This window comes from Streptomyces sp. NPDC056160 (assembly GCF_042268205.1).
Taxonomy (GTDB): domain Bacteria; phylum Actinomycetota; class Actinomycetes; order Streptomycetales; family Streptomycetaceae; genus Streptomyces.
This window is the reverse complement of sequence record NZ_JBHJUW010000004.1, coordinates 122,012-140,439: the sequence shown is the minus strand read 5'-3', so window position 1 is coordinate 140,439 and position 18,428 is coordinate 122,012. Positions and strand designations below refer to the sequence as shown.

16 protein-coding genes and 1 tRNA gene are annotated in these 18,428 nt (G+C 72.3%); 12 read left to right on the top strand and 5 right to left on the bottom strand.

Annotated features, from left to right (window positions below; translation table 11 throughout):
• Positions 1-77: 77 nt before the first annotated feature.
• The gene (locus tag ACFC02_RS02895) at positions 78-848 is read right to left on the bottom strand and encodes a DUF461 domain-containing protein (RefSeq protein ID WP_376351223.1); all 771 of its coding nucleotides are present in this window, start codon (positions 846-848) and stop codon (positions 78-80) included.
• Between the two features lie 847 nt (positions 849-1,695).
• Between ACFC02_RS02895 and ACFC02_RS02890 the strand changes: the two genes are divergently transcribed.
• The 7 genes from ACFC02_RS02890 to ACFC02_RS02860 all read left to right on the top strand — a co-directional run bounded on the left by ACFC02_RS02890 (position 1,696) and on the right by ACFC02_RS02860 (position 8,983).
• Positions 1,696-2,178 carry a CarD family transcriptional regulator gene (locus ACFC02_RS02890; protein ID WP_003953493.1) on the top strand — a complete coding sequence of 161 codons (483 nt, stop codon included), beginning with the start codon at positions 1,696-1,698 and terminating at the stop codon, positions 2,176-2,178.
• Positions 2,179-2,533: 355 nt separating this feature from the next.
• Positions 2,534-3,298 (top strand): 2-C-methyl-D-erythritol 4-phosphate cytidylyltransferase, encoded by a 765-nt coding sequence (gene ispD, locus ACFC02_RS02885; protein ID WP_376351220.1) that lies wholly within the window; start codon positions 2,534-2,536, stop codon positions 3,296-3,298.
• Positions 3,288-3,803 (top strand): 2-C-methyl-D-erythritol 2,4-cyclodiphosphate synthase, encoded by a 516-nt coding sequence (ispF, locus tag ACFC02_RS02880; protein ID WP_376351217.1) that lies wholly within the window; start codon positions 3,288-3,290, stop codon positions 3,801-3,803. The genes ispD and ispF overlap by 11 nt, the downstream gene beginning before the upstream one ends.
• 99 nt (positions 3,804-3,902) lie before the next feature.
• Positions 3,903-4,307 (top strand): PPOX class F420-dependent oxidoreductase, encoded by a 405-nt coding sequence (locus tag ACFC02_RS02875; RefSeq protein WP_376351214.1) that lies wholly within the window; start codon positions 3,903-3,905, stop codon positions 4,305-4,307.
• A 245-nt stretch (positions 4,308-4,552) separates the two neighbouring features.
• Complete coding sequence (gene cysS / locus ACFC02_RS02870; RefSeq protein WP_376351211.1) at positions 4,553-5,953, top strand: cysteine--tRNA ligase; 1,401 nt, start codon at positions 4,553-4,555, stop codon at positions 5,951-5,953.
• Positions 5,954-6,112: 159 nt separating this feature from the next.
• Positions 6,113-7,054, top strand: a complete 942-nt coding sequence (gene rlmB / locus ACFC02_RS02865) for a 23S rRNA (guanosine(2251)-2'-O)-methyltransferase RlmB (RefSeq protein ID WP_376351208.1) — start codon at positions 6,113-6,115, stop codon at positions 7,052-7,054.
• Positions 7,055-7,201: 147 nt separating this feature from the next.
• Positions 7,202-8,983: a DoxX family membrane protein gene (locus tag ACFC02_RS02860; RefSeq protein WP_376351205.1), complete on the top strand. Its 1,782-nt coding sequence runs from the start codon at positions 7,202-7,204 to the stop codon at positions 8,981-8,983.
• A 153-nt stretch (positions 8,984-9,136) separates the two neighbouring features.
• Here ACFC02_RS02860 and ACFC02_RS02855 read toward each other — a convergent pair whose 3' ends face one another.
• The 3 genes from ACFC02_RS02855 to msiK all read right to left on the bottom strand — a co-directional run bounded on the left by ACFC02_RS02855 (position 9,137) and on the right by msiK (position 11,921).
• Positions 9,137-9,868 carry a nucleotidyltransferase family protein gene (locus ACFC02_RS02855; RefSeq protein WP_360967368.1) on the bottom strand — a complete coding sequence of 244 codons (732 nt, stop codon included), beginning with the start codon at positions 9,866-9,868 and terminating at the stop codon, positions 9,137-9,139.
• 188 nt (positions 9,869-10,056) lie between these two features.
• On the bottom strand, positions 10,057-10,506 hold the full coding sequence (locus tag ACFC02_RS02850; protein ID WP_376351202.1) for a hypothetical protein: 450 nt from the start codon (positions 10,504-10,506) through the stop codon (positions 10,057-10,059).
• A 278-nt stretch (positions 10,507-10,784) separates the two neighbouring features.
• Positions 10,785-11,921, bottom strand: coding sequence for a diacetylchitobiose ABC transporter ATP-binding protein MsiK (msiK, locus tag ACFC02_RS02845; RefSeq protein ID WP_376351199.1), 1,137 nt, complete (start codon positions 11,919-11,921; stop codon positions 10,785-10,787).
• Positions 11,922-12,183: 262 nt separating this feature from the next.
• Between msiK and ACFC02_RS02840 the strand changes: the two genes are divergently transcribed.
• Positions 12,184-12,257: transfer RNA gene (locus tag ACFC02_RS02840), tRNA-Thr, on the top strand.
• Positions 12,258-12,330: 73 nt separating this feature from the next.
• On the opposite strand, the gene ACFC02_RS02835 is transcribed toward ACFC02_RS02840, so the two are convergent.
• Positions 12,331-13,977: an FAD-dependent oxidoreductase gene (locus ACFC02_RS02835; RefSeq protein WP_376351196.1), complete on the bottom strand. Its 1,647-nt coding sequence runs from the start codon at positions 13,975-13,977 to the stop codon at positions 12,331-12,333.
• 263 nt (positions 13,978-14,240) lie between these two features.
• On the opposite strand from ACFC02_RS02835, the gene ACFC02_RS02830 reads away from it, so the two are divergent.
• Genes ACFC02_RS02830 through ACFC02_RS02815 form a run of 4 tightly spaced genes read left to right on the top strand, consistent with a single transcriptional unit; the run spans position 14,241 to position 18,394 of the window.
• On the top strand, positions 14,241-15,383 hold the full coding sequence (locus ACFC02_RS02830) for a SchA/CurD-like domain-containing protein (RefSeq protein WP_376351194.1): 1,143 nt from the start codon (positions 14,241-14,243) through the stop codon (positions 15,381-15,383).
• Positions 15,384-15,426: 43 nt separating this feature from the next.
• On the top strand, positions 15,427-15,882 hold the full coding sequence (locus tag ACFC02_RS02825) for a cupin domain-containing protein (RefSeq protein WP_376351191.1): 456 nt from the start codon (positions 15,427-15,429) through the stop codon (positions 15,880-15,882).
• Positions 15,879-17,147: a beta-ketoacyl-[acyl-carrier-protein] synthase family protein gene (locus tag ACFC02_RS02820; RefSeq protein ID WP_376351189.1), complete on the top strand. Its 1,269-nt coding sequence runs from the start codon at positions 15,879-15,881 to the stop codon at positions 17,145-17,147. Before ACFC02_RS02825 ends, ACFC02_RS02820 begins: the two co-directional genes overlap by 4 nt.
• Positions 17,144-18,394 carry a beta-ketoacyl synthase N-terminal-like domain-containing protein gene (locus ACFC02_RS02815; RefSeq protein ID WP_376351186.1) on the top strand — a complete coding sequence of 417 codons (1,251 nt, stop codon included), beginning with the start codon at positions 17,144-17,146 and terminating at the stop codon, positions 18,392-18,394. The genes ACFC02_RS02820 and ACFC02_RS02815 overlap by 4 nt, the downstream gene beginning before the upstream one ends.
• Positions 18,395-18,428: the final 34 nt, after the last annotated feature.

The following is an 18,428-nucleotide window of genomic DNA, read 5'->3' as shown; positions in this document are numbered from 1 at the left end:
ACCCCGCACAGGGGGTGCCGCCCTTCGGCGCAGCTCCGCACGGACCGCGGCAGTGGCCGCGGACGCGGGACAGTGGTCTACGAGGCCGAGCCGCCCGAGTTCACCGCGTCACCGGCGCCGGTGCCGGCACCCGACTCACCGGTCGAGTTCGAGCCGGTCGACGTGCCGCTGTTCTGGCCCTGGGGGCTCTCCGACGTCTTGGGGGACTTCGGGGACTCCTGGGAGCCGTGGGAGCCCTGGGAGTTCTTGGAGCCCTGGGAGGTCTTGGAGTTCGGCGTGCCCGGCTTGCCGGAGCCGGACGGGCTCGGGCCGCCCGGGGCCCCCGGCGCGGCCGGGATGCTGCTCGGGCCCCACTTGTCGAAGTAGCTGGTGGCCGGCACGACGAAGGCCCGCAGGCTCACGTCCCCGGCCTTGCTGAAGCTGAAGGTGACCTTCTGCGCGTTGCCGTCCTTGACTCCCGGGCCGGGGTTGGCCAGCGCGGCGGACGCGTTGCCCTTGCCGCCGACGACGACCGAGCCGTGCGCCGGGACGGTGAGCTTGCCCTTGCCCTGCGCGGGGGTGATCTGCGCGGTGCCGTCGCCGTCGACGCGGATGGCGTCCAGCGTCTGGGGGGCGGTCCCGTTGTTGAAGAGGGTCACCGAGACGACGGCCGGGCCCTTGGTCTGGGTGCCGGGCTGCGTGATGATCACCGCGTTCTGGACCTCGATGTCCCCGACCCTGGCGCCCGCGTTGTCCGGCTTGACCTCAAGCGTCTGGGCGTTGTTGCCGGCGCCGCAGGCGGCGAGCGAGGCGATCGAGAACGCGATGGCGGCGGCGGCGAGGGCGCCGCGTCGAAGGCTGCTGCTCACGGCGGCGGCAACTCCTTGAACGTGGGCGGTACAGGGCGACTCCCTTATAAAGCCACCCTAAGTGTCTGTCAGCGGCCTTAGGTTACCGAGCCGTTCCCGCGGCCTCGCACCCGACCCGCCCCTGGGCGTCCGCAGGCACCCGGACACCGCTCCCGCACGGCGGTCGGGGAGCACTCGCCGGGCGGGTCCAGGGGCCCGCCGCGAACGGGTCCCCGGCGCGTACCGGACCAGCCCCGCCGCCCCGTCGTCCGTCATTCGGATAAGCGTCGCCCGGCATACGCGTCACGATCGCCGGCATACGCGTCACCATCGGGCGATCATCATCGGGCGCGCATTCCCGTGCCGGAAATCCGGGAAGACCGGGTCCGGCGGGCCACCGCCTAAGACCGGCTAAGACGGCGCGTAACCCGAGGGTGTAAGGCAATACGCGACCCATACCCGCCCCCATACGCCGCCTCATACGCGACCCCATACGCGCCCCAAGGCTGGAATTGATCACTGCCGCCGCGGCCGTTGAGCGGCGACCGTGATCAATTCCCGAAACGTCGCGGCCGTGTGCCTCGCGCACCGAACGGAGTAGCGGAAGTCGCGCATCTGGAACCAGACAAAACGGGAAGTTCGGCCACTTGGACGGGCGGTCGGATGTGTGTAACGTACGCGTTTCACCCTGTGCGAAGAGCCCCTCCGACCTGCGGTTACCTGCCCGCCGTCGGCCCGCGCGCCCCTTCCGAAGCACGTCCCGGTTGCTGTTGTCAAGCCCCGAGATATGCCCTGACCTGCGAAAACGCCATTCAGAAGACGCCGTATCCGTGTTACCCTGGATAGCCACGGAAGGGGTACCTGTCACATGACGTTCAAGGTTGGCGACACCGTGGTCTATCCCCATCACGGGGCCGCGCTGATCGAGGCCATCGAAACTCGCCAGATCAAAGGCGTGGACAAGACCTACTTGGTGCTGAAGGTCGCCCAGGGTGACCTGACGGTACGTGTGCCAGCGGACAATGCGGAGTTCGTCGGCGTGCGTGATGTGGTCGGTCAGGACGGGCTGGACCGGGTCTTCGAGGTCCTGCGCGCTCCGTACGCCGAGGAGCCCACGAACTGGTCGCGTCGTTACAAGGCAAACCTGGAGAAGCTCGCCTCCGGCGATGTCATCAAGGTCGCGGAAGTCGTGCGCGACCTGTGGCGTCGTGAGCGCGAGCGCGGTCTCTCCGCCGGTGAGAAGCGCATGCTCGCCAAGGCCCGCCAGATCCTGGTGAGCGAGCTGGCGCTCGCGGAGAACACGAACGAGGACAAGGCAGAGGCTCTGCTCGACGAGGTCCTCGCGTCCTGACGCGAGGCTTCCTGACCGATACGGGACATCCTGACGCGAGGCGGCAGCCATGCGTCCGCGCCCGCCTGAGTTCGGATCCAGCACGGTGACATGACATGCCGCGGTGCCCAGTGGTGCGATGCGCGCCGCCGGGTGCCGCGGCACAGTCGTGCCCGGTCACATCCGGTCGTACCCGCAATACCCGCACGGACACCGCTGTCACCGCGGTCCTGCGAGGGAAAGATCCCCCGATACTGTGTGCCGGGCCCGGGCAGTCGGCTCGACCGAGGTCACGGAAGGGTCCGGTCGAGGCGTCGCGCCCGGCACGGTGTGGCCATACCCACGCCGAGCCGGAACACAAACCTGACAGGAACCGATGTCTGACGATTCGCGTCCTTCGCCCGCCGGGGCCCGGCCGCAGGCCCCCGTCGCCGTCGTGATCCCGGCCGCCGGCCGGGGCGTGCGTCTTGGTCCGGGCGCCCCCAAGGCGCTGCGCACGCTGAACGGCACGCCCATGCTCATCCACGCGGTGCGCGCCATGGCCGCCTCCCGCGCGGTCGCCCTGGTGGTCGTGGTCGCCCCGCCCGACGGCGCCGCCGAGGTCACCTCGCTCCTCGACGCCCACGCGCTGCCCGAGCGAACCCGCTTCCTCGTCGTGCCCGGCGGCGAGTCCCGCCAGGAGTCCGTCAGGCTCGGTCTCGACGCGCTGCCGCCCGGCCACGACATCGTCCTCGTGCACGACGCGGCCCGCCCGCTGGTCCCCGTGGACACCGTGGACGCGGTGATCGACGCCGTGTGTGAGGGCGCCGCCGCCGTCGTGCCGGCGCTGCCGCTCGCCGACACGGTCAAGGAGGTCGAGCCGGCCGTGACCGCGGGCGACCCCGAGCCGGTGCTCGCGACCCCGGACCGGGCACGGCTGCGGGCCGTGCAGACCCCGCAGGGCTTCGACCGGGCGACGCTGGTGCGTGCCCACGAGACCGTCACCGACAACGTCACCGACGACGCGAGCATGGTCGAACAGCTCGGCGAGCGGGTCGTGGCCGTACCCGGTCACGAGGAGGCCTTCAAGGTCACCCGCCCGCTCGACCTCGTGCTCGCCGAAGCGGTCCTGGCCCGCCGGAGGCTCAACGATGGCTTCTGAGACCACCCCCGCCGCCCCGCAGACCGCGCCGCTGCCCCAGGTCGGCATCGGCACCGACATCCACGCCTTCGAGGACGGCCGCGAGCTGTGGTGCGCCGGCCTGAAGTGGGAAGGGGAGGGGCCGGGGCTGGCCGGGCACTCCGACGCGGACGTCGTCGCGCATGCCGCGTGCAACGCGCTGTTCTCGGCCGCCGGCCTCGGTGACCTCGGACAGCACTTCGGCACCGGGCGGCCCGAGTGGTCCGGCGCGTCCGGCGTCACGCTGCTGACCGAGGCAGCGCGGATCGTACGGGCGGCCGGTTTCCGGATCGGGAACGTCGCCGTGCAGGTCGTGGGCGCCCGGCCCAGGATCGGCAAGCGCCGCGAGGAGGCGCAGAAGATCCTCTCCGAGGCGGCCGGCGCGCCCGTGTCCGTCTCCGGAGCCACGACCGACGGGCTCGGCTTCCCGGGCCGGGGCGAGGGACTGATGGCGGTGGCCACGGCGCTCGTGGTGCGGGCCGGCTGAGCGCGTGCGAAGGTACCCGGAGAGTCGCCGTCGAACAGCACGGAGTCGCCGCCGGGCTGTCGCCGGACCGCCAGTGACCGAGGTCCCGGAGGGTGCCCCATGGCCGCAGAACTGTCCGCCCGCCTCAAGAACCTCCTCGACGGCCCCGTCTTCGTCGTCGTCGGCACCGTCCAGCCCGACGGCAGCCCCCAGCTGTCGCCGGTCTGGGTGAAGCGGGACGGCGACGACCTGCTCGTCTCCACCACCGTGGACCGCCGCAAGGCGAAGAACCTGAAGCGCGACGACCGGGTCAGCGTCGTCGTCCAGGACCCGGCCTCGCCCTACGAGTACGCCGAGATCCGCGGCACCGCCGAGACGACGACGGAGGGCGCGCAGGACCTCATCGACGAGCTGTCGGTGAAGTACACCGGCAAGAAGTACGCGGAGTTCAACCCGGCCTCCGCCCAGGACTCCCAGCGGGTGATCGTCCGGATCCGGCCACGCAAGGTCGTCGGCGGCATCTGACCGACCCGCCGCACGGGTCCGATCCGCCGCACCCGGCCGACTCGCCGCACCGGTCCGATCCGCGGCACGGGTCCGATCCGCCGCACCGGGGACCGATCCGCCGCACCCGGCCGACTCGCCGCACGGGTCCGATCCGCCGCACCGGACCGACTCGCCGCACCCCGGTCCGCCCGCCCGGTCACGAATGGGCCGCCGCTTCCAGGAAGGGGCGCGAGGCACTGCCCCCGGCCCACTACCCTGGAGTGGTGACTATTCGCCTGTACGACACCAGCGCCCGGCAGATCCGTGACTTCACCCCGCTCAAGCCGGGTTGTGTCTCGATCTACCTGTGTGGTGCCACCGTGCAGGCGGCCCCGCACATCGGGCACATCCGGTCGGGGCTGAACTTCGACATCATGCGCCGCTGGTTCACCCACCGCGGCTACGACGTCACGTTCATCCGCAACGTCACCGACATCGACGACAAGATCATCTCCAAGGCGCGCGAACAGCACCGCCCCTGGTGGTCGATCGGGTACGCCAACGAGCGCGCGTTCAACGACGGTTACACCGCACTCGGCTGCCTGCCGCCCACCTACGAGCCCCGCGCCACCGGCCATGTGCCGGAGATGATCGAGATGATGCGGACGCTCATCGAGCGCGGGCACGCCTACGCCGCCGACGGCAACGTCTACTTCGACGTGCGCTCCTTCCCCGGCTACCTGGAGCTGTCCCGGCAGGAGCTGGACAACCTGCGCCAGCCCTCCGCCGACAGTGAGACCGGCAAGCGCGACGCGCGCGACTTCGCCATGTGGAAGGCCGCCAAGCCCGGCGAGCCGACCTGGCCCACGCCGTGGGGCGAGGGGCGGCCGGGCTGGCACCTGGAGTGCTCGGCCATGGCGCACAAGTACCTGGGCAGCGCCTTCGACATCCACGGCGGCGGCCTGGACCTGATCTTCCCGCACCACGAGAACGAGATCGCCCAGTCCAAGGCCTACGGCGACGACTTCGCCCGGTACTGGGTGCACAACGCCTGGGTCACCATGAGCGGCGAGAAGATGTCGAAGTCGCTCGGCAACTCCGTGCTGGTCTCGGAGATGGTCAGGCAGTGGCGGCCGATCGTGCTCCGGTACTACCTCGGCACCCCGCACTACCGCTCGACCATCGAGTACAGCGAGGAGGCCCTGCGCGAGGCCGAGTCGGGGTTCGCCCGGATCGAGGGCTTCATCCAGCGCGTGGTGGAGAAGGCCGGCCCGGTGGAGCCCTCCGCCGAGGTGCCGCCCGCCTTCGCCGAGGCGATGGACGACGACCTCGGCGTCCCGCAGGCGCTGGCCGTCGTCCACACCACCGTCCGGCAGGGCAACAGCGCGCTCGCCGCCGACGACAAGGAGGCCGCCGTCGCCCGGCTCGCCGAGGTGCGGGCCATGCTCGGCGTCCTCGGCCTCGACCCGCTCGACGAGCACTGGGCGGGCGAGGGCGACGACCGCGGCGAAGACCTCCACGGTGTCGTGGACACCCTGGTCCGCATGGTCCTCGACCAGCGCGAGGCCGCCCGCGCCCGCAAGGACTGGGCCACCGCGGACGCCCTGCGCGACCAGCTCGGGCAGTCCGGTCTGGTCATCGAGGACAGCCCCCAGGGTCCGCGCTGGAGCCTCGGCCCCCGCTGACCCGCCCCCCCGGCGGTCCGGACCACGCTCCGGTCACCGGGGGCCCGCTGTGCCGTCCGGGCGTCCGGGCGGCACACTTCATAGACGTAACTTCATAGACGTAGGAGACGTACGCGGCAGGCGTACGCCGACGCTCTCGACAGAACAGACAGGTAGGTCATGGCCGCTAACAACCGCCGCATGTCCGGCAAGAAGGGCGCGCAGGTCGGCAGCGGCGGCAAGCGGCGCCGCGGCCTGGAGGGCAAGGGCCCCACGCCCCCCGCCGAGATGCGCAAGGGACACGCCAAGCAGCGCGCCGCCCAGGCGAAGGACCGCCGCACGCAGGGCCGTCCGCCGCAGCGCCGCGGATCGGGCCGCTCCGCCTCCGAGCTGGTCGTCGGCCGCAACCCGGTCGTCGAGGCGCTGCGCGAGGGCGTGCCCGCCACCACGCTCTACGTCCAGCAGTTCATCGACAACGACGAGCGGGTCCGCGAGGCGCTCCAGCTCGCGGCCGAGCGCGGCCAGCTCAACCTCATGGAGGCCCCGCGCCCCGAGCTGGACCGCATGACCAACGGCCTCAACCACCAGGGCCTGGTCCTCCAGGTCCCGCCGTACGAGTACGCGCACCCCGAGGACCTGGCCGACGCCGCCGCCGACGCGGGCGAGGACCCGCTGATCGTCGCCCTCGACGGGGTCACCGACCCGCGCAACCTCGGAGCCGTCGTCCGTTCCGTCTCCGCCTTCGGCGGGCACGGCGTGGTCGTCCCCGAGCGGCGCGCGGCCGGCATGACCGCCGGCGCCTGGAAGACGTCCGCGGGTACGGCGGCCCGTACGCCGGTCGCCCGCGCCACCAACCTGACGCGCGCCCTGGAGACGTACCAGAAGGCGGGCATCACCGTCGTCGGGCTGGCCGCGGACGGCGAGGCGGAACTCGGCGACCTGGAGGCCCTGGAGGGGCCGGTCGTGATCGTCGTCGGCAGCGAGGGCAAGGGCCTGTCGCGGCTCGTCGGCGAGACCTGCGACGTCCGGGTGCGGATCCCGATGCCCGGCGGCGCGGAGTCGCTGAACGCCGGTGTCGCGGCCGGGATCGTCCTCTACGAGGCGGCGCGCAGGCGCGGGTGAGGCGCCACCCGTCCGGCGGCGAGTGATCGTACGACTGTACGTACGGTCACTCGCTCGGGCAATTCCGGACGCCCGGCGCATCCTTGACGCTGTCCGGACAGATCCGACGGGTCAAGGCAGTGTCCTAACTCGGCATCACTCGGTTAGATGAGTGTGGACACCAGAACACCCCGCACACCCACGGGGGACCGCTCGTCGGGATACGACGACGCTCCCGCGCTGAGCATGGTGAAGGTGCCGAGCGATCCGGCGCAGGTCATCGTCACGCACGCGAGTTTCCGCGTGCAGTTGGGCGCCGCCTCGCGGCGCACCCTGTCCCCGCGGGTCGCCCGTCATCCGAGCGTCACCGATCCCGCCCTCCGCGTGCCCGCGGGCACGGCGGGCCGGGCCGGAGCCGCAGCCCACCGCCGGCCGGTCGTCTGGAGCGGTCGGTCCGCCCCCGACGACACCGGCGCCCACCGGCTCCTCCAGGCCGTACGCAGCGGCAGCGTGCGCCACACCGAGGAACCGTCCGCCGACGCCGGGGCCACCCGGGTCCTCCCGCGCATCGACGCCCCCCCGGGGTACGGCGCGGGTGGCTACCACGACCTCGACCAGACCGTCGAGACGCCCGTCGTCGGCGCCCAGCGCACCCCGGAGCCCGGCGAGACCCGGCTGCTGCCGCAGATGCGCACCGCGGGAAGCGCCTACGAGGAGTCCGCGTACGAGGGCCGGGTGTACGGCGGCCACCCGCCCTACGGACAGACCGGACCCGCCCACGGCGGCCACGCCTACGACGGCCACGCCTACGACGGCCACGCCTACGACGCCGACCCCGACGTCCGCGACGTCACCGCACCCGGCGCCCGGCGCCGCCGGGGCAGGCGGCACGGCGAGGACCCGGCCCGCCACGCCTACTACCCGGGCCGCCGGATGAACCTCGGCGTCGTCCTCCTCCCGCTGCGCATCTTCCTCGGCTTCATCTCCCTCTACGCCGGGATGGGCAAGCTCTGCGACCCGCTCTACTTCGACGGCGGCAAGCGCGGCTCCATGGTCAAGTGGCTCAGCGCGCTGCACCCCTGGGAAGTCGCCGAGCCACTGCGCCAGTTCGCCCTCCAGCACCCGGTCGGCTCCGGCCTCTTCATCGCCTTCCTCCAGGTCATCGTCGGGGTCCTGACCGTCCTCGGCTGCTGGCAGCGCGTCGCCGCGGTCGTCGGCGGACTGCTGTCGGCCGCGCTGATCGTCACCGTCAGCTGGCGAACCGTGCCCGTCTACGACGCGCCGGACATCATCTACCTGGCCGCCTGGTCCCCGCTGGTCATCGCCGGCGCCCCCGTCTACTCCGTCGACGGCCGGCTCGCGGCCTCCGCCTGGCGGCGGCTCGGCCCGCGCTCCGACATCTGGGCCCTGCGCCGGTACGTGCTGCGCCGCGGCGCGCTCCTCACCGTCGTCGTCACCGGCCTCACCCTGCTCGTCGGCTCGCTGCTGGGCGGCGCGGTGCGCGGGGCCGGCAACGTGGTCGTACCCGGCCCCGGCGAGGCCCCGCGCAACCAGCTGCCCGGCACGCCGCTCCCGCAGCGGTCCGGCAGCGCCGAGCACCGCGGGTCCCCGTCGGCCTCCACCTCGCCCAGCCACCACGGCACGACCGCCGGCCCCACCGGCGGCCCCGCCACCACACCGGGCACGGCACGCGAGAGCGGAGCCGTCACCGGCGGCTCGCCCAGCCAGACCCAGGGCGCCGGCGGCCGGGTCCCGCCGCGCCACTCCGCCCCGGCCCAGCACGCGCCCAGCACCAGCTCGGGACCGACCTCCGGCGGGACCGCCACCGGCGGTACGGGCTCCGGCGGCTCGGGCTCCGGTGGCTCCGGCGGGGACACCCAGCCGTCCGGCTCCGGCGGCGGCAGCTCCTCCACCGGCCAGCCCGGACTGGTGGGCGGCCTGCTGGGCTAGGGCGTGTTTCGAAAGTAGCGCCGTCCGTCCGGAGGGCGGGGCAGGCGGGACTTTTGAAACACGCCCTAGGTCCGGACGCCCCGGGACGTCACCCGTACGCGCACACAGAAGGGCCCCGCACCGCGCACGGTGCGGGGCCCTTCGGCGCGGGTGTCACCTGCCCGGCCCGGCCAGTTCCTTGGCGGCCTCCGTCAGGTCCTTCGCCGTGTCGATGGCACGCCAGTAGGACCCCTGCGGGAGCGGGAAGCCGGCCAGCCGCCGCTCCCGGGCCAGCCGCGGGAACGTGGTGCGCTCGTGGTCGCCGCGCTCGGGGAGCAGGGAGGCGAACTCGGGTGAGAAGACGTAGACGCCCGCGTTGATCTCGAAGGTCGACGGCGGCGCCTCGATGAAGTCGGTGATGTGGCCGAAGCCGTCCGTCTGCACGGCACCCCACGGGATGCGCGGGCGGGCCAGCGCGAGGGTCGCGACCGCGTCCCGCTCGGTGTGGAAGTCCGCCATGTCGCGCAGCGAGAAACGGGTCCAGATGTCGCCGTTGGTGGCGTACCAGGACCGGTCGGGGTGAGGGAGGTGCGCGGCGGCGAACTTCAGGCCGCCGCCCCGGCCGAGGGGCTCCGACTCCACGACCGTGGTCACCTTGACGGGCAGCGCCGCCGACTTCAGCCACTCCTGGAGGACCTCGGCGAGGTGGCCGCAGGAGACCACCACGTCGGTGACGCCTTCCTCGGCGAGCCAGGCGAGCTGATGGCCGATGATCGGGGTGCCCGTGCCGGGGATCTCGACCATCGGCTTGGGCCGGTCGTCGGTGTAGGGGCGCAGCCGGGAGCCCTGGCCACCGGCCAGGACCACGGCTTGAGTGGGGCGGGACGCCGCATTCGGATGGGTCATGCCCGAACTGTACGTGGGACCCCGGCAGGGGCCGTGCGGCCGCGGCTGCGGTGGGCGCGGCCCGGCCCCCCGGCCCGGTCCGCCCGGTTCCGGCCCCAGGTCCTCTCAGGCGCTCAGGCGCTCGGCCTGCGGCGCCTGACGTCCTCTGAGAGGACCTGGGGCACCCGCGGAGGCGGGAGGCGGCGCGCTCAGCTGTGCGCCGCGAGGACCCCGGAGGCGAAGGACGTGTCGCAGACGGGGCGGGAGTAGGACTGGGCGCGGGCCGGACCGTAGATACGGACCGCGGCGCGGCCCAGGGTGCGGGCGATCGAGGCGCAGTGCCCGGCCAGCGACGGACGGTCGTCGACCGCCTCCTGGAGATGGGTGAGCGCGACGCCCGGGTCCTTCTCCTGCAGCTCCGTCAGCAGCTGGTCGCGCAGCACGTCCTGGGGGGCGCGATGGCGGGCGGGGACCCCGGGCGCGGACAGGTCGGACGCGGTGAGCACCGAGTGCGAGGGGTTCCCCGACCAGTTGACTCGGGTGACCGCGAGGGTCCCGGAGAGCACCAGGACGACGGGCAGGACGAGGGCGAGGGAGCGGCCGATCCGGCGGGCGGGGCCCCGGCCGCGTCGCGTGGGTTGCGTGGTGGAGTGCTTCACGCGAGTGAGGGTAGCGCCCGGTGATGATTTGGCGACATTTAGTCACCTGATCGGGGGATGCGGCGGGGCCGTTCTCCGGGCGCCGTGTTGACGCACACGGCTCGAAATGTCCCCTGTGTCAGGGTGAAGCCGAGAGCGGGCGGAGACGCCGAGAAGGGCCCCGCAGCAGTTCGCGGGGCCCTTCTCGTCAACTCGGGTGAATCCCCGGGGCCATGCCCGGGGTTTCAGCCGTAAGGCGTCAGGCGCTCGGCCCGTCAGGCGGTCAGTCCGTCAGGCGGTCAGTCCGTCAGGCGCTCGCCGGTCGAGGTGGAGAACACGTGGGTCTCGCCCGGCCGCGGCACGACGTGCACGGTGGCGCCCTTCTCCGGGACCGAACGGCTGCTGACGCGGACGACGAGGTCCTTCTTCTCGCCGCCGACCTCGACGGTGCCGTAGATGTAGCCGTCCGCGCCGGTCTCCTCGACCACGTTCACGGAGACGGCGAGACCGGCCGGGGCGTCGGCGCTGTCCTTGGACAGGGAGGCCGCCGCACCGCCGTCGTGCTCGACCACGTCGAAGTGCTCGGGCCGGACACCCACCGTGACCGTGCGGTCGCCCTTGTCGGCGGCGGCCTTGAGCGCGTCGCGGTTGACGGGCACGACGCTGTTGCCGAACTTCACACCGCCGTCCGTGATCGGCACCTCGACCAGGTTCATGGCGGGGGAGCCGATGAAGCCGGCGACGAAGAGGTTGGCGGGCTTGTCGTACATGTTGCGCGGCGAGTCGACCTGCTGGAGCAGACCGTCCTTGAGGACCGCGACCCGGTCGCCCATCGTCATGGCCTCGACCTGGTCGTGGGTGACGTAGACGGTGGTGATGCCCAGGCGGCGCTGGAGGGAGGCGATCTGCGTACGGGTGGACACACGCAGCTTGGCGTCCAGGTTGGACAGCGGCTCGTCCATGAGGAACACCTGCGGCTCACGCACGATCGCGCGGCCCATGGCGACACGCTGGCGCTGACCACCGGAGAGCGCCTTCGGCTTGCGGTCCAGGTACTCGGTCAGGTCGAGGATCTTCGCGGCCTCCTCGACCTTCTGCCGGATCTCCGCCTTGTTGACACCGGCGATCTTGAGCGCGAAGCCCATGTTGTCGGCGACCGTCATGTGCGGGTACAGCGCGTAGTTCTGGAACACCATGGCGATGTCCCGGTCCTTCGGCGGCAGGTGGGTGACGTCACGGTCACCGATGCGGATGGCACCGCCGTTGACGTCCTCCAGCCCCGCGAGCATGCGCAGCGAGGTGGACTTGCCGCAGCCGGACGGGCCGACCAGGACGAGGAACTCGCCGTCCGCGATGTCGATCTCCAGGGCGTCGACGGCGGGCTTCTCGGAACCCGGGTAGATCCGGGTCGCCTTGTCGAACTGCACAGTGGCCATGGTGAATGGGCCCCCTTCTACCGGCAGGAACGTGCCGGACGATCCGAGTAGGAAGGCGGTTGCCACGACGGGGCCCCGCCGGGGGGAATACCCCACCGAACGGCCCGCCCTGGTGCTCGCGTGGTCCACAAGAGTGAACTGGCACAGGACGGTACCTGGCGTTCACCTGCTCTGTCAGTACTTGAAGGGGTGTGAACTTCGCGGAAATTTTCGACGGGCCGCGGCGGCGACCTGGGTACACTGCACGGGCACGCCCCAGCGCGCCTCCTTAGCTCAGCTGGCCAGAGCAACGCACTTGTAATGCGTAGGTCGTCGGTTCGAATCCGACAGGGGGCTCACGGAAAGGCCAGGTCAGACACTGTCTGACCTGGCCTTTTGCATGCCCGCGGGGGTGAGGTACCGGCCCGGGTCAGCCGGTCCGCAGCACCGTCGCGAGGACCTCCCGCAGTGCGCTCTCCGGGTCGGGTACGGCGGCCGGGGCGCGCCAGGCGATGAAGCCGTCGGGGCGGATCAGGACGGCGCCGTCCGTCGTCGTGCCGTGGGTGCGGGCCCAGTCGGGGGGCGGGGTGCCGGGGCCGGGGCCGTCGGCGTAGGTGAGGTCGGTGCCGAAGCGGTAGGAGGCCAGGGGGGTGTCGCCCGTCTGCGTGATGCGCTGGGCCGCCGCGTGCCAGTCGGCCGTGGACCGGGCGTCGCTGAGCAGGACGAGGGTGCGTTCGTAGAGGTCGAGGGTGGAGATGCGGGTGCCGGAGCGGTTGACCCACAGGTGGGGTGCGCGGCTGCCGGGTTCGCCGGTCAGGCGCATCGCGTCGGGGACGACCTCCTGGTCGGGGGCGGTGCCGACGACGGCGCCGTGCGGGTAGTGGTAGCCGAGGACGACGTTGAGGATGCCGCCGCGTTTGCCGCCGCCGATGCCGGGCGCGGGTGCGAAGCCGGGGTGGCTGTGCTCGACGGAGCGGGCGGAGGCGCGGGCGCTGGTGGCGGTGGCGACGGGGCGGCGTTCGGTGTCGTAGGTGTCGAGGAGGCCGGGGCCGGCCCAGCCCTGGAGGACGGCGGCGAGTTTCCAGGCGAGGTTGTGGGCGTCCTGGATGCCGGTGTTGGAGCCGAAGGCGCCGGTGGGGGACATCTCGTGGGCGGAGTCGCCGGCGAGGAAGACGCGGCCGGTGCCGTAGTGGTCGGCGACCCGTTCGGCGGCGCGCCAGGAGGCCTTGCCGGTGATCTCGACGTCGAGGTCGGGGGCGCCGATGGCGCGGCGGATGTGCCGCTGGAGGCGTTCCTCGGTGAACTCGTCGAGGGTTTCGCCGTGTTCGGGGTGCCAGGGGGCGTGGAAGACCCAGTGCTCCTTGTTGTCGACGGGGAGCAGGGCGCCGTCGGCGTCGGGGTCGGTGAGGTAGCAGCAGATGAAGCGGCGTTCGCCCACGACGTCGGCGAGGAGTTTGGAGCGGAAGGTGACGCTGACGTTGGCGAAGAGGTCGCCGGGGCCGGACTGGCCGATGCCGAGGCGGTGGCGGACGGGGCTGCGGGGACCGTCGGCGGCGACGAGGTAGTCGGCGCGGACGGTGTAGTGCTGGTCGGTGGCGCGGTCACGGACGGTGGCGGTGACGCCGTCGCTGTCCTGTTCGAACGTCTCCATCTCATGGGAGTAGCGCAGGTCGCCGCCGAGGGAGCGGGCGCCTTCGAGCAGGACGGGTTCGAGGTCGTTCTGGCTGCACAGGCACCAGCCGGTGGGGCTGAACCTCGCCATGCCCCCACCTGGGTCGATGTGCTTGAAGAGCCATTCGCCGGCGTCGCCGACGAGGGTGGGGGTCTGGAGGATGCCGTGGTTGTCGGCGAGGAGTGCTGCCGCGTCCTTGACGGCGTCTTCGATGCCGGCCACGCGGAACAGTTCCATGGTGCGCACGTTGTTGCCGCGTCCGCGGGGGTGGATGGAGGTGCCGGAGTGCCGTTCGACGAGGAGGTGCGGCACACCGAGGCGGCCCAGGAAGAGTGAGGTGGACAGGCCCACCAGGGAGCCGCCGACGATGAGGACGGGTACCCGGTGGTCGGCTTCTTGGTGCATCGGTGTCTCCAGGGGCGGGGTGGGGCGGGGGGCTGCGCGAGGTGCGGGGGCGGGGGAGTCCGTCGGTGTCTCCATGCCCGTTGCGGGGCGGGTCCGCGTGCGTTCGCGGGGTCAATCACCCGTGTGATCACCCGCGTGGTGCACACGAGTCGCGCACTGATCGCAACCGGCTCAGGATCGAGATCACGCTGACGTCGCGTCACCCGCGCCCGGCCGTCAGTCCCGCGAAGCCCTCTCGAGCCCCGTCAAGGAGACGTACGCAGATGACCGCCATCTCTGAGCGTGTTTCAGAACCCATCGAGCAGCAGGCCTCGAAACGTGTCTCCCAGTCCGTCTTCGACGGTTCCCGGCTCCGGGTCGTCCTGCTGGTGGACGTCTACGACGGCGCCCAGCAGCAGTTCCTGGAGGCGTACGAGGAGATGGGCAAGCAGGTCTCGTCCGTTCCCGGGCATGTCAGCGACCAGCTGTGCCAGTCGATCGAGAACCCTTCCCAGTGGCTGATCACGAGTGAGTGGGAGAGCGCCCCGCCGTTCCTCGCGTGGGTGAACAGCGAGGAGCACGTGCGGATGGTGCAGCCGATGCACAGCTGCATCCGGGACACCCGGTCGCTGCGTTTCCACATCGTCCGGGAGACCGGCGCGGAGGCGGCGCGTGCCGTGTCGGGCGAGCGTCGGCTGCAGGCGTCGCCGCGCATCGGTGACGGTGTGATCCGGCACGCGCTGACGTTCACGGTGAAGCCGGGCAGCGAGAAGAAGGTGGCCGAGCTGCTGGCGAGCTACGAGTCGCCGCAGGCGCGGGTGGACGACACCACCCGGCTGTGCCGTACGTCGCTGTTCATGCACGGCAACCGGGTGGTGCGCGCCATCGAGGTGCGCGGTGACCTGCTGGCGGCGCTGCGGCACGTGGCGAGGCAGCCGGAGATCCGGGCGGTGGAGGAGGCCATCAACCCGTACCTGGAGCAGGAGCGGGACTTCGCCGACCAGGAGTCGGTGCGGGTGTTCTTCACCCGGGCGGCGCTGCCGGCCGTGCATCACGTGACCAGTGGCCGGGAGGACGGGGAGGCGGGCCGGCACGCGCTGTACTACCCGGCGCGGCCGGGCATGGGCATGCGGCTGGCGGAGCTGCTGGCCCAGCACGACGAGCGGGCCGCGGAGGACGCGGGCAGCCCGATCCTGCGCAGCACGGTCTTCGAGCGGGACGACGTGGTCGTCCGCCTGATCGACGTACGGGGTGCTCTGGAGGCGGACGTGGCCTCGGCGCTGGGGCTGGCGGACGCGGCGCAGGTGTCGGAGCTGACGACGCTGCTCGACGAGGGCGCCGCGAAGAAGGACGGCGACCTGGCGCGTCTGCTGACCCTCGCCCGGATGGACCTCGTCACCGACCGCCGGTCCGCGCCGGACGCCTGACGCCCCCCCCTCAGCCGACGTACACACCCACCGGAGGAACGACGTGATCAAGACCAGGCCCAAGATCGTGGACCTCAGCGACACCGAGCCCAACACCCGGCGCGGCGGCGATCTGCGCGCCATGCTCACCCCGGCCACGGTGGGCTCCACCAGCGGTTTCATGGGGGTGGCCATCGTGCAGCCCGGTGACCGCATCGGGGAGCACTACCACCCGTACTCGGAGGAGTTCGTGTACGTGGTCTGCGGGGATCTGGAGGTGGACCTGGACGGTGAGCCGCACCCGCTCAGGCCGGAGCAGGGGCTGATGATCCCGGCCTACATGCGGCACCGATTCCGCAACGTGGGCGAGGTGGAGGCACGGATCGTCTTCCATCTCGGACCGCTGGCGCCGCGCCCGCAGCTGGGGCACGTGGACACGGAGGGCACGGAGGCGGTGCCGGCCGGGGCGGGTGCCGAGGAGCCGGCGGTGCCGGCCGACGTGGCCGAGGCCCGCTCATGACGAGGCGGGTCGCGGTCACCGGCATAGGCATCGTGGCGCCGGGCGGGATCGGTGCGCCGGCGTTCTGGGACCTGTTGGCGAACGGGCGGACGGCGACGCGGGGCATCACGTTCTTCGACCCGTCCGGCCTGCGCTCGCGTATCGCCGCGGAGTGCGACTTCGATCCGGTGGCCGCGGGGCTGTCCCAGGAGCAGGTCGAGCGCTGCGACCGCTACATCCAGTTCGCGCTGGCCGCCGGTCAGGAGGCGGTACGGGACTCGGGGCTCGACCTCGCCGGGGAGAACCCCTGGCGGGTCGGGGTCTCGCTGGGCACGGCGGTGGGCGGCACCACCCGGCTGGAGAGCGACTACGTCCTGGTCAGCCATGGCGGCGAGCGCTGGGAGGTGGACCACGAGCGGGCGCAGCCGCATCTGGAGCGGGCGTTCACGCCGAGCACGCTGGCCTCGACGGTGGCGGAGCGGTTCGGGGCGCGCGGGCCGGTGCAGACCGTCTCCACGGGCTGCACCTCGGGTCTCGACGCGGTCGGCTACGCGCTGCACACGGTGGAGGAGGGGCGGGCCGACATCTGCATAGCCGGTGCGTCGGACTCGCCGATATCGCCGATCACGATGGCGTGCTTCGACGCGATCAAGGCCACGTCGCCGAACAACGACGACCCGGCGCACGCCTCGCGGCCCTTCGACAACGACCGTGACGGGTTCGTCATGGGCGAGGGCGGCGCGGTGCTGGTGCTGGAGGAGCTGGAGCACGCCCGGGCGCGCGGTGCGCACGTGTACTGCGAGCTGAGCGGCTACGCGACGTTCGGCAACGCCTACCACATGACGGGCCTGACCAGTGAGGGTCTGGAGATGGCGCGGGCGATCGAGACGGCGCTGGACCATGCCCGGCTGGACGCCACCGAGATCGGTTACGTGAACGCGCACGGTTCCGGCACCCGGCAGAACGACCGGCACGAGACGGCCGCGGTGAAGCGGGCGCTGGGTCCGCACGCCTATGACACGCCGATGAGTTCCATCAAGTCGATGGTGGGTCACTCGCTGGGCGCGATCGGGGCGATCGAGGTGGTGGCGTGCGTGCTCGCGCTGGCCCATCAGGTGGTGCCGCCGACCGCGAACTACACGACGCCGGATCCCGAGTGCGACCTGGACTACGTCCCGCGGACCGCCCGGGAGCGGAAGCTGGACAGCGTGCTCTCGGTGGGCAGCGGGTTCGGCGGTTTCCAGTCCGCGGTGATCCTGACCCGGCGAAGGGAGAGGGCACGATGAGCGCACCCGCGAAACGGCGGGCGGCCGTCACCGGCATCGGTGTCGTGGCGCCCAACGGAAACAGCACGGAGACCTTCTGGAAGTCCACGCAGGAGGGTGTGAGCGTCCTCGACCGGGTCACGCGTGAGGGCTGCGAGCAGTTGCCGCTGAAGGTGGCGGGCGAGGTGCGGTCCTTCGATCCGTCGGTGACGGTCGAGGAGCGCTACCTCGTGCAGACCGACCGGTTCACGCACTTCGCGATGGCGGCGGCCGACGCGGCGCTGGAGGACGCCCGGCTGGGCCGGGCCGACACGGACGAGGCTCCGTTCTCGGCGGGTGTGGTGACGGCGGCCGGTTCGGGCGGTGGCGAGTTCGGCCAGCGGGAGCTGCAGAAACTGTGGGGCAAGGGGAGTCGGTACGTGGGCCCCTGGCAGTCGATCGCCTGGTTCTACGCGGCCAGCACCGGCCAGATCTCCATCCGGCGCGGTTTCAAGGGGCCGTGTTCGGTGGTCGCCGCCGACGAGGCCGGCGGTCTGGACGCCCTCGCGCACGCGGCGCGGGCGGTGCGGCGCGGTACGGACGTGATCGTGGCCGGCTCCACGGAGGCGCCGCTGGCCCCGTACTCGATGGTCTGCCAGCTCGGTTACCGCGAGCTGAGTCCGGTGGCCGATCCGGAGCGGGCGTACCGGCCGTTCACCGAGGCGGCGTGCGGGTTCGTGCCCGCCGAGGGCGGCGCCATGCTCGTCGTGGAGGCGGTGGAGGCGGCCCGGGAGCGGGGCGTGCCGGTGCGGGCGACGGTGGCGGGGCACGCGGCGACCTTCACGGGCGCCTCCCGCTGGGAGCTGTCGCGGCAGGGGCTCGCGGAGGCGATCCGCGCGGCCCTGGTGGACGCGGACTGCGCGCCGGAGGAGGTCGACGTGGTCTTCGCGGACGCGCTCGGTGTCCCGGAGGCGGACCGGGCCGAGGCGCTGGCTATCGCGGACGCGCTCGGCGCCCACGGACGGCGGGTGCCGGTGACGGCGCCCAAGGCCGGTACGGGCCGGGCGTACTGCGCGGCTCCGGTGCTGGACGCGGCGGCGGCGGTGCTCTCGATGGAGCACGGCCTGATCCCGCCGACCCCCAATGTCTTCGACATCTGCCATGACCTCGATCTGGTGACCGGCCGCGCGCGTGCCGCGCAGGTGCGCACGGCGCTGGTCCTCGGCCGGGGGCTCATGGGCTCGAACTCGGCGCTGGTGCTGCGGCACGGCACCGCCGGCGCTCCCTAGGTCCTGGTGCCAGGGCCTGGTGGCGCCGGGAGCC